At 69.3% G+C, this 14573-nt stretch carries 12 protein-coding genes; 10 read left to right on the top strand and 2 right to left on the bottom strand.

Going from position 1 to position 14573, the window contains the following annotated elements:
• Positions 1 to 38 precede the first annotated feature (38 nt).
• The gene (locus ACZ6BB_RS13745) at positions 39 to 461 is read left to right on the top strand and encodes a hypothetical protein (protein WP_471615427.1); all 423 of its coding nucleotides are present in this window, start codon (positions 39 to 41) and stop codon (positions 459 to 461) included.
• 238 nt (positions 462 to 699) lie between these two features.
• The gene (locus ACZ6BB_RS13740; protein ID WP_471615426.1) at positions 700 to 3249 is read left to right on the top strand and encodes a RelA/SpoT family protein; all 2550 of its coding nucleotides are present in this window, start codon (positions 700 to 702) and stop codon (positions 3247 to 3249) included.
• 78 nt (positions 3250 to 3327) lie between these two features.
• On the opposite strand, the gene ACZ6BB_RS13735 is transcribed toward ACZ6BB_RS13740, so the two are convergent.
• Positions 3328 to 4557 (bottom strand): DUF349 domain-containing protein, encoded by a 1230-nt coding sequence (locus tag ACZ6BB_RS13735; protein ID WP_471615425.1) that lies wholly within the window; start codon positions 4555 to 4557, stop codon positions 3328 to 3330.
• Positions 4558 to 4692: 135 nt separating this feature from the next.
• Entirely contained in the window at positions 4693 to 5535 is an 843-nt protein-coding gene (locus tag ACZ6BB_RS13730) for a peptidylprolyl isomerase (RefSeq protein WP_471615424.1), read from the bottom strand.
• A gap of 170 nt (positions 5536 to 5705) precedes the next feature.
• Between ACZ6BB_RS13730 and ACZ6BB_RS13725 the strand changes: the two genes are divergently transcribed.
• From ACZ6BB_RS13725 to alaS, 8 genes are all read left to right on the top strand, one after another.
• Entirely contained in the window at positions 5706 to 6431 is a 726-nt protein-coding gene (locus tag ACZ6BB_RS13725; RefSeq protein WP_471615423.1) for an MBL fold metallo-hydrolase, read from the top strand.
• 11 nt (positions 6432 to 6442) lie between these two features.
• Positions 6443 to 7705 (top strand): histidine--tRNA ligase, encoded by a 1263-nt coding sequence (gene hisS, locus ACZ6BB_RS13720; protein WP_471615422.1) that lies wholly within the window; start codon positions 6443 to 6445, stop codon positions 7703 to 7705.
• A gap of 146 nt (positions 7706 to 7851) precedes the next feature.
• Entirely contained in the window at positions 7852 to 8490 is a 639-nt protein-coding gene (locus ACZ6BB_RS13715; protein WP_471615421.1) for a vitamin K epoxide reductase family protein, read from the top strand.
• A gap of 62 nt (positions 8491 to 8552) precedes the next feature.
• Positions 8553 to 9908 carry a replication-associated recombination protein A gene (locus ACZ6BB_RS13710; RefSeq protein ID WP_471615420.1) on the top strand — a complete coding sequence of 452 codons (1356 nt, stop codon included), beginning with the start codon at positions 8553 to 8555 and terminating at the stop codon, positions 9906 to 9908.
• A gap of 303 nt (positions 9909 to 10211) precedes the next feature.
• A complete protein-coding gene (gene rpsD, locus ACZ6BB_RS13705) occupies positions 10212 to 10826 on the top strand; it encodes a 30S ribosomal protein S4 (RefSeq protein WP_005485453.1) in 615 nt (204 codons plus the stop codon).
• A 230-nt stretch (positions 10827 to 11056) separates the two neighbouring features.
• Positions 11057 to 11506, top strand: a complete 450-nt coding sequence (locus ACZ6BB_RS13700; protein ID WP_467348619.1) for a DUF948 domain-containing protein — start codon at positions 11057 to 11059, stop codon at positions 11504 to 11506.
• Between the two features lie 7 nt (positions 11507 to 11513).
• The gene (locus ACZ6BB_RS13695) at positions 11514 to 11888 is read left to right on the top strand and encodes a hypothetical protein (protein ID WP_471615419.1); all 375 of its coding nucleotides are present in this window, start codon (positions 11514 to 11516) and stop codon (positions 11886 to 11888) included.
• Complete coding sequence (gene alaS / locus ACZ6BB_RS13690) at positions 11888 to 14560, top strand: alanine--tRNA ligase (RefSeq protein WP_471615418.1); 2673 nt, start codon at positions 11888 to 11890, stop codon at positions 14558 to 14560. Before ACZ6BB_RS13695 ends, alaS begins: the two co-directional genes overlap by 1 nt.
• The last annotated feature ends 13 nt before the right edge of the window (positions 14561 to 14573 follow it).

Here is a 14573-nt window from a genome sequence, read left to right as displayed (position 1 = left end):
CCGACGGACTGGTGGCCACGGAACACAGGGGGATTTTCATGCGTCTGCGCACTCTGCCGATCATCACCGCCATCGCCGCCGCCACCTTCGTCGGTGCCGCGGCGAGCCCCGCACAGGCGGGCACGGGGCTGCTCCTCGCCGTGCAGATCAACAACTTCCAGGACTGGGGCAACTTCAACCAGGACCCGGTGGACCACCCCGGCAGCAGCCAGGACGTCCCCGGCGACGCCATCCGCGCCTGTGACTTCACCGCGGACCGGTGGGGCGTGACGGTCTGGCTGGACGTCAACCGCAACGGCACCTGGGACCGTACCTCCACGACCGCCGGCAACCCGTCGGACTACTGCAGCGAGTGGGCGACCGGCAACCTCGCGGAGGGGACCCGGGTGACCCTCAAGGCCTGCAACACGAAGGCCGGGTTCGCGCCGAAGAACTGCAAGGAGGACGACACCGTCGCCTGACCGGCGGCGGTGCAGGGTGACACGGTCGTCGCCACCGGGCCCGTCGGGCCCGATCGGCACCCGTGACGACCCTGACGTCGTACCGAGGCGGGCCCCCGAGGAATCGGGGGCCCGCCTCTGGTGTTTCACCAGTACACAGCCCTCCCGGTGGCCTGAAGGCGATCCCGGGACGCGGGATCGCTACCATGGGTGCTCCGGAGCCTGACCGGGGGACCCGGATCGCGCACGAGGAGCCCTCTTGGCAGACGAGGCCCAGCACCTGACCGCCGCCAAGCCCGAGTCCGCCTCGGGCTCCGCGGCCAAGCCCGCGCAGGACGAGACGAAGCCCGCGAACCCCGCGACGGCGAAGTCCGCGCAGAGCCCGGTCGAGCACGCCCAGTCCGCGCCCGCAGACAAGGCCGCCGGCCCCTCGCGCCCCAAGCCGGACCCGGCCGACAGCCCCGCTCCGGCGCCCGCACCCCGCCCCGCGGCCACGGGCCAGCCCGCGCGCTCCGGCTCCTCCAACCGCGTGCGCGCCCGCCTCGCCCGTCTCGGCGTGCAGCGCTCCAACCCGTACAACCCGGTCCTGGAGCCGCTGCTGCGGATCGTGCGCGGCAACGACCCGAAGATCGAGACGGCGACGCTGCGCCAGATCGAGAAGGCCTACCAGGTCGCCGAGCGCTGGCACCGCGGCCAGAAGCGCAAGAGCGGCGACCCGTACATCACGCACCCCCTCGCGGTGACCACGATCCTCGCCGAGCTGGGTATGGATCCGGCCACCCTGATGGCCGGTCTGCTGCACGACACGGTCGAGGACACCGAGTACGGCCTCGACCAGCTCCGCCGTGACTTCGGCGACTCCGTCGCTCTCCTCGTCGACGGCGTCACCAAGCTGGACAAGGTCAAGTTCGGCGAGGCCGCCCAGGCCGAGACCGTGCGCAAGATGGTCGTCGCCATGGCCAAGGACCCCCGCGTCCTGGTCATCAAGCTCGCCGACCGCCTGCACAACATGCGCACCATGCGCTATCTCAAGCGCGAGAAGCAGGAGAAGAAGGCGCGCGAGACCCTGGAGATCTACGCGCCCCTCGCCCACCGCCTGGGCATGAACACCATCAAGTGGGAACTGGAGGACCTCGCCTTCGCGATCCTCTACCCCAAGATGTACGACGAGATCGTCCGGCTGGTGGCCGAGCGGGCACCGAAGCGCGACGAGTACCTCGCCATAGTGACCGACGAGGTCCAGCAGGACCTGCGGGCCGCCCGTATCAAGGCCACCGTCACCGGCCGTCCGAAGCACTACTACAGCGTCTACCAGAAGATGATCGTCCGCGGCCGTGACTTCGCGGAGATCTACGACCTGGTCGGCATCCGCGTCCTGGTGGACACCGTCCGCGACTGCTACGCGGCCCTGGGGACGGTCCACGCCCGCTGGAACCCGGTTCCGGGGCGGTTCAAGGACTACATCGCGATGCCCAAGTTCAACATGTACCAGTCGCTGCACACGACGGTCATCGGGCCCAACGGCAAGCCGGTCGAACTCCAGATCCGGACGTTCGACATGCACCGCCGCGCCGAGTACGGCATCGCCGCGCACTGGAAGTACAAGCAGGAGGCCGTCGCCGGCGCCTCCAAGGTGCGCTCGGACCAGCCGCGGACCACCGGCAAGGACGACCACCTCAACGACATGGCCTGGCTGCGTCAGCTGCTGGACTGGCAGAAGGAGACCGAGGACCCCGGCGAGTTCCTGGAGTCCCTGCGCTTCGACCTGTCCCGCAACGAGGTCTTCGTCTTCACGCCGAAGGGTGACGTGATAGCGCTGCCGGCCGGTGCCACGCCCGTGGACTTCTCGTACGCGGTGCACACCGAGGTCGGCCACCGCACCATAGGGGCCCGGGTCAACGGACGGCTCGTCCCGCTGGAATCCACCCTGGACAACGGCGACCTCGTGGAGGTCTTCACGTCCAAGGCGGCCGGAGCCGGACCGTCCCGGGACTGGCTGAACTTCGTCAAGTCCCCGAGGGCCCGCAACAAGATCCGCGGCTGGTTCTCCAAGGAGCGGCGCGACGAGGCCATCGAGCAGGGCAAGGACGCCATCGTCCGCGCGATGCGCAAGCAGAACCTGCCGATCCAGCGCATCCTGACCGGCGACTCGCTCGTCACCCTCGCCCATGAGATGCGCTACCCGGACATCTCCGCCCTCTACGCGGCCATCGGCGAGGGCCATGTCTCCGCGCAGAGCGTGGTGCAGAAGCTCGTCCAGGCGCTCGGCGGCGAGGAGGCGGCCACCGAGGAGATCGACGAGTCCGTACCGCCCACCCACGGCCGCAGCCGCAAGCGCCGCGGCAGCAACGACCCCGGTGTCGTGGTCAAGGGCGTCGACGACGTCTGGGTCAAGCTCGCCCGCTGCTGCACTCCCGTCCCCGGCGACCCCATCATCGGCTTCGTCACCCGCGGCAGCGGCGTCTCGGTCCACCGCAACGACTGCGTCAACGTCGAGTCGCTCTCCCGGGAGCCGGAGCGGATCCTGGAGGTCGAGTGGGCGCCCACCCAGTCCTCGGTCTTCCTGGTGGCCATACAGGTCGAGGCCCTGGACCGCAGCCGGCTGCTGTCGGACGTCACCCGCGTCCTGTCCGACCAGCACGTCAACATCCTGTCCGCCGCCGTCCAGACCTCCCGCGACCGCGTCGCCACCTCCCGCTTCACCTTCGAGATGGGCGACCCGAAGCACCTGGGCCACGTCCTGAAGGCCGTACGCGGCGTCGAGGGCGTCTACGACGTGTACCGGGTGACATCGGCGCGGCGGCCGTAGGCACGACACCGGACACATGAGAGGGGCTCCCGTACGGACCGTACGGGAGCCCCTCTCATGTGTCTGCCGCGGGAAGCGTCAGCCGCCGAACTCCTGCAGACCCTTCAGCGCCTGGTCCAGCAGGGCCTGACGGCCGTCCAGCTCACGCTGGAGCTTGTCGGCCTTGGCGTTGTTGCCCTGGGCGCGGGCCGCCTCGATCTGGCCGCGCAGCTTGTCCACGGCGGCCTGGAGCTGGCCCGTGAGACCGGCGGCACGGGCGCGGGCCTCCGGGTTGGTCCGGCGCCACTCCGCCTCCTCGGCCTCCTGGATGGCCCGCTCCACGGCGTGCATCCGGCCCTCGACCTTCGGGCGGGCATCGCGCGGGACATGGCCGATGGCCTCCCAGCGCTCGTTGAGCGAGCGGAACGCGGCACGAGCCGACTTCAGATCCGTCACCGGAAGGATCTTCTCCGCCTCCCCGGCCAGCTCCTCCTTGAGCTTCAGGTTCTCGGACTGCTCCGCGTCCCGCTCGGCGAACACCGAGCTGCGGGCGGCGAAGAAGACGTCCTGGGCGCCGCGGAAGCGGTTCCACAGGTCGTCCTCGTGCTCACGCTGGGCGCGGCCCGCGGCCTTCCAGTCGGCCATCAGCTCGCGGTAGCGCGCCGCCGTGGGACCCCAGTCGGTCGAGTTCGACAGACCCTCGGCCTCCGCGACCAGCTTCTCCTTGGTCTTGCGGGCGTCCTCGCGCTGCGCGTCGAGCTGCGCGAAGTGGGCCTTGCGACGCTTGGAGAACGCCGAGCGGGCGTGCGAGAAGCGGTGCCAGAGCTCGTCGTCGGACTTGCGGTCCAGCCGGGGCAGACCCTTCCAGGTGTCCACCAGCGCCCGCAGCCGCTCACCGGCGGAGCGCCACTGGTCGGACTGGGCCAGCTCCTCCGCCTCGGTGACCAGGGCCTCCTTGGCGTGCCGGGCCTCGTCGGACTGCTTCGCCCGCTGCTGCTTGCGCTCCTCGCGGCGCGCGTCGACCGTCTCGACCAGCTTGTCCAGCCGGACCTTGAGCGCGTCCAGGTCGCCGACCGCGTGATGCGCGTCCACCTGCTCGCGAATGTGGTCGATCGCGACCGATGCGTCCTTCGCCGACAGATCGGTGGTCTTCACCCGCTTCTCGAGGAGGCCGATTTCGACGACCAAGCCCTCGTACTTGCGCTCGAAGTAGGCCAGGGCTTCCTCGGGGGATCCGGCCTGCCAGGAACCGACGACCTGCTCGCCGTCGGCCGTACGCACGTACACGGTCCCCGTCTCGTCGACGCGGCCCCACGGGTCGCTGCTCACAGCGCCTCCTCCACATGATGCCTGCAAGGGGCCTCGGTGCCCCCGGGCATCGTCCACAGTTTCGTCACGGCCAACATAGGCGACCGGCGGGTTGCCTGTCCGCATCCCGCGCGACCGAAATTTCACTGTTGAGGGTCAGGACTTCCTGACAGTCGCCTTGTTGATCACGACGGTCGCATTGGGCGTCCCATCACCCATGCCGGTGTTCTCCCCGGCCTTGGCGATCTTCGTCAGGACCTTCATCCCCGCCTTGGAGATCGTGCCGAACGGTGTGTAGTTGGCCGGAAGCGGACTGTCCTGGAACACGAGGAAGAACTGGCTGCCGCCGCTGTTCTTGCCCTCGCCCGTCTGCGCGTTGAACTGGTTGGCCATCGCGACCGTGCCCGCCGGGTACACATCGCCCTTCAGACGCGAGTCCTTGAGGTTCTCGTCCGGGATCGTGTAGCCGGGGCCGCCCATACCGGTGCCCTGCGGGTCACCGCACTGCAGGACGTAGATGCCCTGCGTCGTCAGGCGGTGGCACTTGGTGTGGTCCAGGTAACCCTTGTTCACCAGGAAGTCGAACGAGTTGACCGTGTGCGGGGCCTTCGCCGCGTCCATCGTTATGGGGATGGAACCGCAGGTCGTCCGCAGATCCATCGTGTACGTCGCGGTCTTGTCGATGGTGATCGCGGGTTCCTTCTTGAAGGTGAGCTTCTCCACCTTGCCCGCGGCCGGCTTCTCGCACGGATCCGGCGCCTTGCTGGCGCTGGGCGAGGCGCTCGGCGACACCTCCGCGCCCGCGTTGTCCTTCTTGTCGTCGCCCTTCAGCACGTCGGTCGTGTACAGCGCCACGCTGCCCACCAGGATCACACCGAGCACCGAGGCGATCACGGCGTTGCGGACATGGGCCTTGCGCCGCGCGGACGTACGCCGCTGCTGCTGCCGCAAGAACTTCTCCCGGGCGAGCTGACGCCGCCGCTGATCCTGGCTGACCACGGGGTTCTCTCCTCATACGTCTCGTCCGCCGACGGGTGTGTCGCGCGTCCGTCGAGTCGACTGATTGCGTGTGACCCGTACCGTATATGGGTTCGCTGAGGAAACGGCAGCGCCGGTAGGCTCTGATCCACAGCAACCCACCACCCTCGTAGGCCACAAGAAGGACGATCGTGCTCATTGCCGGGTTCCCCGCCGGGGCCTGGGGGACCAACTGTTATCTGGTCGCCCCCGCCGCCGGTGAGGAGTGCGTGATCATCGACCCGGGCCACCAGGCCACCCAGGGAGTCGAGGAGACGCTGAAGAAGCATCGGCTCAAGCCCGTCGCCGTCGTCCTCACGCACGGCCACATCGACCATGTGGCCTCGGTCGTCCCGGTGTGCGGCGCGCACGACGTGCCGGCCTGGATCCACCCCGAGGACCGCTACATGATGAGCGACCCCGAGAAGGCGCTCGGCCGTTCCATCGGCATGCCGCTCATGGGCGAGCTGACCGTGGGGGAGCCCGGTGACGTCAGGGAGCTGACCGACGGCGCGAAGCTGGAGCTGGCCGGTCTGGAACTGGCCGTCTCGCACGCGCCGGGCCATACCAAGGGGTCGGTGACCTTCCGGATGCCCGAGAACACGGAGATCCCCTCGGTGTTCTTCTCCGGGGATCTGCTGTTCGCCGGCTCCATCGGACGCACCGACCTGCCCGGCGGTGACATGGCCGAGATGCTCGATTCGCTGGCCCGCGTGTGCCTGCCGCTCGACGACTCGACCGTGGTGCTGTCCGGCCACGGCCCCCAGACGACCATCGGCCAGGAGCGCGCCACCAACCCGTATCTGCGGCAGATGGTGGCCGCAGGCCGCCAAGAACGAGGTGCGGGTCCGACGACCCCTCCCCGACGAGGAATGTGACGAGACCTTCCGTGAGCACCTTTCAGGCCCCCAAGGGCACGTACGACCTGCTGCCCCCGGACAGCGCCAAGTACCTGGCCGTCCGCGAGGCCATCGCCGCGCCGCTGCGCGACTCCGGCTACGGCTACATCGAGACGCCCGGCTTCGAGAGCGTCGAACTGTTCGCGCGCGGTGTCGGTGAGTCCACCGACATCGTGACCAAGGAGATGTACGCCTTCGAGACCAAGGGCGGCGACCGGCTGGCCCTGCGTCCCGAGGGCACCGCCTCCGTCCTGCGCGCCGCTCTGGAGGCCAACCTCCACAAGGCCGGCAACCTGCCGGTCAAGCTCTGGTACTCCGGCTCGTACTACCGCTACGAACGCCCCCAGAAGGGCCGTTACCGCCACTTCTCCCAGGTGGGCGCCGAGGCGATCGGCGCCGAGGACCCGGCCCTGGACGCCGAGTTGATCATCCTGGCGGACCAGGCGTACCGCTCGCTGGGGCTGCGCGACTTCCGCATCCTGCTCAACAGCCTGGGGGACAAGGAGTGCCGTCCCGTCTACCGGGCCGCCCTGCAGGAGTTCCTGCGCGGCCTCGACCTGGACGAGGACACGCTCCGCCGCGCGGAGATCAACCCGCTGCGGGTCCTGGACGACAAGCGTGAGTCGGTCCAGAAGCAGCTCGGTGACGCCCCGCTGCTGCGTGACTACCTCTGCGACGCCTGCAAGGCGTACCACGAGGAGGTGCGCGAGCTGATCACGGCGGCCGGCGTCGCCTTCGAGGACGACCTCAAGCTGGTGCGCGGGCTGGACTACTACACCCGGACGACCTTCGAGTTCGTCCACGACGGTCTCGGCTCCCAGTCCGCGGTGGGCGGCGGCGGTCGCTACGACGGCCTCTCCGAGATGATCGGCGGTCCCGCCCTGCCGTCGGTCGGCTGGGCCCTCGGCGTCGACCGCACCGTCCTCGCCCTGGAGGCGGAGGGCGTCGAACTCGAACTCCCCGCCGCCACCAGCGTGTTCGCCGTCCCGCTCGGCGAGGAGGCGCGCCGCCTGCTGTTCGCCAAGGTCACCGAACTGCGCAAGGTGGGCATCGCGGCCGACTTCGCCTACGGCGGCAAGGGCCTCAAGGGCGCGATGAAGAACGCCAACCGCAGCGGCGCGCGCTACACGGTCGTGGCCGGGGAGCGCGACCTCGCCGAGGGCGTCGTCCAGCTCAAGGACATGGAGTCCGGTGATCAGGTCGCCGTCGGCGTGAACGAGATCGTGGCCGAACTGGAGGCCCGGCTCGGCTGAGTCGAACCCTTGTCGCCCCTGCCGCCCTGTACGGGTGGCAGGGGCGACTTTTATGTCCGGCGAACGGCCCGGGCGCGAGGGTGTACGGCACAATGACCGTGCCCCAGCGGCCCCTTCGACGCTACGGAATCGACGGAATCGACGTGATGAGCAAGACGACAGTCAGGGACGTCTCGACCACCGATCGCGAACACACCGAGGCCCCGCGCACGGTGGGCGGCAGCCGGGCCCTCGCGATCCTGCTGCTGATCACCGGCGCGGCCGGACTGCTCGCGTCCTGGGTCATCACGATCGACAAGTTCAAGCTGCTGGAGGACCCGAACTTCACGCCGGGCTGCAGCCTCAACCCGGTGGTCTCCTGCGGCAACATCATGAAGAGCGACCAGGCGTCCGTCTTCGGGTTCCCCAACCCGATGCTCGGGCTCGTCGCGTACGGCATCGTCGTCTGCGTCGGTGTGAGCCTGCTCGCCCGTGCCACCTACCCGCGCTGGTACTGGCTGACCTTCAACGCGGGCACCGCCTTCGGCGTCGGCTTCGTGACCTGGCTGCAGTACCAGTCGCTGTACAACATCAACTCGCTCTGCCTGTGGTGCTGCCTCGCCTGGGTCGCCACGATCCTGATGTTCTGGTACGTCACGTCCTCCAACATCCGCAGCGGCTTCCTGCCCGCTCCCGGCTGGCTGAAGGGCTTCTTCGGCGAGTTCACCTGGGTCCTGCCCGTGATGCACATCGGCATCATCGGCATGCTGATCCTGACCCGCTGGTGGGACTTCTGGACCAGCTGACGCAGGCGGCGGCCCGGAGCCGGGCCGACCGGACTGTCAGTGCGGTGGCATAGGGTTTCGGCGTGGAGCCCGATCTGTTCACCGCCGCCGCAGAAGAACGCCAGGAGAAGGACCCGGCCGCCAGCCCCCTGGCCGTACGGATGCGTCCGCGCACCCTCGACGAGGTCGTGGGCCAGCAGCATCTGCTGAAGCCCGGCTCGCCCCTGCGCCGACTGGTGGGCGAGTCCGGCGGCGGACCGGCCGGCCCCTCCTCGGTGATCCTCTGGGGCCCGCCCGGCACGGGCAAGACCACCCTGGCGTACGTCGTCTCCAAGGCCACCAACAAGCGTTTCGTGGAGCTCTCCGCGATCACCGCCGGAGTCAAGGAGGTCCGCGCGGTGATCGAGGGCGCCCGCCGCGCCACCGGCGGGTTCGGCAAGGAGACCGTCCTCTTCCTCGACGAGATCCACCGCTTCAGCAAGGCCCAGCAGGACTCCCTCCTCCCGGCCGTCGAGAACCGCTGGGTCACCCTGATCGCGGCGACCACGGAGAACCCGTACTTCTCGGTGATCTCCCCCCTGCTGTCCCGCTCCCTCCTCCTCACCCTCGAACCCCTCACCGACGACGACCTGCGCGGCCTGCTGCGGCGCGCGCTGACCGACGAGCGCGGCCTCAAGGGCGCCGTCACCCTCCCCGAGGACACCGAGGCCCACCTGCTGAGGATCGCGGGCGGCGACGCCCGCCGGGCCCTCACCGCGCTGGAGGCGGCCGCCGGAGCCGCCCTGGACAAGGGGGAGGGCGAGATCGGTCTCCAGACCCTGGAGGAGACCGTCGACCGCGCCGCCGTGAAGTACGACCGCGACGGCGACCAGCACTACGACGTGGCCAGCGCCCTCATCAAGTCCATCCGGGGCTCCGACGTCGACGCCGCGCTGCACTACCTGGCCCGCATGATCGAGGCCGGTGAGGACCCCCGTTTTATCGCCCGCCGCCTGATGATCTCCGCCAGCGAGGACATCGGCCTGGCCGATCCGAACGCCCTGCCCATCGCCGTCGCCGCCGCCCAGGCCGTCGCCATGATCGGCTTCCCCGAGGCCGCGCTCACCCTCAGCCACGCCACGATCGCCCTCGCCCTGGCCCCGAAGTCGAACGCCGCGACGACCGCCATCGGCGCCGCGATGGAGGACGTGCGCAAGGGCCTGGCCGGTCCCGTGCCCCTGCACCTGCGGGACGGGCACTACAAGGGCGCGGCCAAGCTCGGGCACGCCCAGGGGTACGTGTACCCGCACGACCTCCCCGAGGGGATCGCCGCCCAGCAGTACGCGCCGGACGAGATCCAGGGGCGGGAGTACTACGCCCCGACCAGGCACGGAGCCGAGGCCCGCTACGCCGACGCGGTGGAGTGGACCAGGAAGAACCTCGGTCGGAAGCAGTCCTGAACCCCCTGTAGACTCCTTCCAGTGCTGCGTCCCGTGTCCGGCTCCGGTCGGCGCCTCAGGCGGGACAACCAGCCGGATCTTCATGATCCAGGAGCGTCGCGCACCGTCGTAGGTGTCGCGGGCAGCCCACCACCACTCGGAGTCCCGGGACCGGTCGGTGGGCCGTTCGTGTGCTGCACGTATGTGCCCAGACCAGGGGAGCGGCTACCCGACAGGTCCCGAGCGGACCCGACGGGATTCCCCGGCTGCGGATGCGACCTCCCGTAACCCTGAGGCAGCCGAATTGAAGGAAAAGGAAAAGAAGTGGCGAACCAGTCCCGCCCCAAGGTCAAGAAGTCGCGTGCCCTCGGCATCGCGCTGACCCCGAAGGCCGTCAAGTACTTCGAGGCCCGCCCCTACCCGCCGGGTGAGCACGGCCGCGGCCGCAAGCAGAACTCGGACTACAAGGTCCGTCTGCTGGAGAAGCAGCGTCTGCGCGCGCAGTACGACGTGTCCGAGCGTCAGCTCGTCCGCGCCTACGAGCGTGCCTCCAAGGTCCAGGGCAAGACCGGTGAGGCCCTGATCATCGAGCTGGAGCGTCGTCTCGACGCGCTGGTCCTGCGTTCGGGCATCGCCCGCACGATCTACCAGGCCCGCCAGATGGTCGTCCACGGCCACATCGAGGTCAACGGCCACAAGGTCGACAAGCCGTCCTTCCGCGTCAAGCCGGACGACGTCGTCATGGTCCGTGAGCGCAGCCGCCAGAAGCCGCTGTTCGAGGTCGCCCGCGAGGGTGGCTTCGCCGCGGACGGTGAGACCCCCCGCTACCTGCAGGTGAACCTCAAGGCCCTGGCGTTCCGCCTGGACCGCGAGCCCAACCGCAAGGAAGTTCCGGTCATCTGCGACGAGCAGCTCGTCGTCGAGTACTACGCTCGCTGATCCCTTCCCAGGGTCTTCGACGGTCGTAGGACACACGCACCGAGCGTCAGCCCGTCGTTCCCCCGCCCTCGTGGCGGGCGGGGCGGCGGGCTCTCGCCTTCCCGCGGCCGGCCGGCACCGCGGGCCGGCCGGACAGGCATTAATGCGGTACTGGGCGATCGCTCCGGCGCGATAGGCTCGGGACACGAGTTTTCGACGTTCAGGCATGTTCCAGGGAGCGGGTGCAGACAGTGTCCGGTGGAGAGGTGGCCGGGATCCTGGTGGCCGTCTTCTGGGCGATCCTGGTCTCCTTCCTCGCCGTCGCGCTGGCGAGGCTGGCCCAGACGCTCAAGGCGACCACCAAGCTCGTCGCGGACGTGACCGACCAGGCCGTCCCGCTCCTCGCCGACGCGTCCACCGCGGTGCGCTCCGCGCAGACCCAGATCGAGCGGGTCGACGCCATCGCGTCGGACGTCCAGGAGGTCACGTCGAACGCCTCGGCGCTCTCCACGACCGTCGCGTCCACCTTCGGCGGCCCCCTCGTCAAGGTCGCCGCCTTCGGCTACGGCGTACGCCGGGCCCTGGGCGGCCGCCGGGAGGGCGAGCAGCCCGCCGAGGAGCGGCGTCGTACCGTGATCGTGGGACGCACCGTCGCGGGCCCCCGCCGGAGCAGGCGTGACACCCGTGGAAAGAAGGACTGACCGAGCGATGTTCCGCCGTACGTTCTGGTTCACCACAGGGGTCGCCGCCGGAGTGTGGGCCACCACCAAGGTCAACCGCAAACTGAAGCAGCTCACCCCGGAGCACCTCGCCGGCCAGGCCGCGCACAAGGCGGTCGAGGCGGGCCACAAGCTGAAGGAACGGGCGGTCGGCTTCGCGCTCGACGTCCGCGACAACATGGCCCAGCGGGAGGCCGAACTGGGCGAGGCACTCGGCATCGAGGCCGACCCCGGCCGTCACCCGGAGTTGCCCGCCCCGAGGCGTGTCGTCGCCATCGAGAACAGCAACACCCCGAAGTACAGCAGGAATCCGAGGTACGTCGAAAGCTCGTCGTACCCGCACAACCGGAATGAGGACCACTGATGGAGTCGGCCGAGATTCGTCGCCGCTGGTTGAGCTTCTTCGAGGAGCGCGGTCACACCGTTGTCCCTTCGGCGTCGCTCATCGCGGACGACCCGACTCTGCTCCTGGTCAACGCCGGCATGGTCCCTTTCAAGCCGTACTTCCTCGGTGAGGTCAAGCCCCCCTTCGACCGCGCCACCAGCGTGCAGAAGTGCGTCCGGACGCCGGACATCGAAGAGGTCGGCAAGACCACCCGGCACGGCACGTTCTTCCAGATGTGCGGCAACTTCTCCTTCGGCGACTACTTCAAGGAAGGCGCCATCAAGCACGCCTGGGAGCTGCTCACCAGCCCCCAGGACAAGGGTGGTTACGGCCTGGAGCCGGAGAAGCTCTGGATCACCGTCTACAAGGACGACGACGAGGCCGAGCGCATCTGGCACGAGCAGATCGGCGTGCCCAAGGAGCGCATCCAGCGCCTCGGCAAGAAGGACAACTACTGGTCCATGGGCGTCCCCGGCCCGTGCGGCCCGTGTTCCGAGATCAACTACGACCGCGGCCCCGAGTTCGGCGTCGAGGGCGGCCCGGCCGTCAACGACGAGCGGTACGTGGAGATCTGGAACCTGGTCTTCATGCAGTACGAGCGCGGCGAGGGCACTTCCAAGGAGGACTTCGAGATCCTCGGTGAGCTGCCCAGCAAGAACATCGACACGGGCCTCGGCCTGGAGCGCCTCGCCATGATTCTGCAGGGCGTGCAGAACATGTACGAGATCGACACCTCCATGGCCGTCATCGACAAGGCCACCGAACTGACCGGTGTCCGCTACGGCGACGCCCACGCGTCCGACGTCTCCCTGCGCGTGGTCACCGACCACATCCGCACCGCCGTGATGCTCATCGGCGACGGCGTCACCCCGGGCAACGAGGGCCGTGGCTACGTCCTGCGCCGCATCATGCGCCGAGCCATCCGCAACATGCGCCTGCTCGGCGCCACCGGCCAGGTCGTCCAGGACCTCATCGACGTCGTCATCGGCATGATGGGCCAGCAGTACCCCGAGCTGATCACCGACCGCGAGCGCATCGAGAAGGTCGCCCTCGCCGAGGAGAACGCCTTCCTCAAGACGCTGAAGGCCGGCACCAACATCCTCGACACCGCCGTGACGGAGACCAAGGCCACCGGTGGCCAGGTCCTCGCCGGTGACAAGGCGTTCCTGCTCCACGACACCTGGGGCTTCCCGATCGACCTCACCCTGGAGATGGCCGCCGAACAGGGCCTCTCCGTGGACGAGGACGGCTTCCGCCGCCTGATGAAGGAGCAGCGGGACCGCGCCAAGGCCGACGCCCGCGCCAAGAAGACCGGCCACGCCGACCTCGGCGCCTACCGCGAGATCGCCGACGCCGCCGGGGAGACCGAGTTCATCGGCTACTCGGACACCGAGGGCGAGTCCACGGTCGTCGGCATCCTCGTCGACGGGCTCTCCTCGCCCGCCGCCACCGAGGGCGACGAGGTCGAGATCGTCCTCGACCGCACCCCGTTCTACGCCGAGGGCGGTGGCCAGATCGGCGACACCGGCCGGATCAAGGTCGACTCCGGTGCCGTCATCGAGATCCGCGACTGCCAGAAGCCGGTTCCGGGCGTGTACGTGCACAAGGGCGTCGTCCAGGTCGGTGAGGTGACGGTCGGCGCGAAGGCCCAGGCCTCGATCGACCGCCGCCGCCGTACGGCCATCGCCCGCGCCCACTCGGCCACCCACCTCACCCACCAGGCCCTGCGCGACGCCCTCGGCCCGACCGCTGCCCAGGCCGGTTCCGAGAACCAGCCCGGCCGCTTCCGCTTCGACTTCGGTTCCCCGTCCGCCGTTCCGACGGCCGTGATGACCGATGTCGAGCAGAAGATCAACGAGGTGCTCTCCCGCGACCTGGACGTCCACGCGGAGATCCTGAGCCTCGACGAGGCCAAGAAGCAGGGCGCCATCGCCGAGTTCGGCGAGAAGTACGGCGAGCGGGTCCGTGTCGTCACCATCGGCGACTTCTCCAAGGAGCTGTGCGGCGGCACGCACGTCCACAACACTTCGCAGCTGGGCCTGGTCAAGCTGCTCGGCGAGTCCTCGATCGGCTCCGGTGTGCGCCGTATCGAGGCTCTGGTCGGCGTGGACGCCTACAACTTCCTCGCCCGTGAGCACACGGTCGTCGCCCAGCTCCAGGAGCTGATCAAGGGCCGTCCGGAGGAGCTCCCGGAGAAGGTCTCCGCCATGCTCGGCAAGCTGAAGGACGCCGAGAAGGAGATCGAGAAGTTCCGCGCCGAGAAGGTGCTGCAGGCCGCCGCCGGTCTCGCCGACTCCGCCAAGGACGTGTCCGGCGTCGCCGTGGTGACCGGTCGGGTCCCGGACGGCACCACCGCCGACGACCTCCGCAAGCTGGTGCTGGACGTGCGCGGACGCATCCAGGGAGGCCGGGCCGCCGTGGTCGCTCTCTTCACCGCCGTGAACGGCAAGCCGCTGACGGTCATCGCCACCAACGAGGCCGCCCGCGAGCGCGGACTGAAGGCCGGCGACCTGGTCCGTACGGCCGCCAAGACCCTCGGCGGCGGCGGTGGCGGCAAGCCGGACGTCGCCCAGGGCGGTGGCCAGAACCCGGCCGCCATCGGCGAGGCCGTGGACGCGGTCGAACGCCTGGTCGCCGAGACGGCCAAGTGAGCACGACGGATCA

Source organism: Streptomyces sp. NPDC041108, assembly GCF_055592645.1.
This window is presented reverse-complemented; position numbering and strand designations above follow the sequence as displayed.

Bases quoted from the DNA above. Each gene is read 5' to 3' on its own strand.
- ACZ6BB_RS13715 (WP_471615421.1), top strand. From the start codon at position 7,852: ATGAGCAAGACGACAGTCAGGGACGTCTCGACCACCGATCGCGAACAC.
- alaS (WP_471615418.1), top strand. From the start codon at position 11,888: ATGGAGTCGGCCGAGATTCGTCGCCGCTGGTTGAGCTTCTTCGAGGAG.
- ACZ6BB_RS13745 (WP_471615427.1), top strand. From the start codon at position 39: ATGCGTCTGCGCACTCTGCCGATCATCACCGCCATCGCCGCCGCCACC.
- ACZ6BB_RS13695 (WP_471615419.1), top strand. From the start codon at position 11,514: ATGTTCCGCCGTACGTTCTGGTTCACCACAGGGGTCGCCGCCGGAGTG.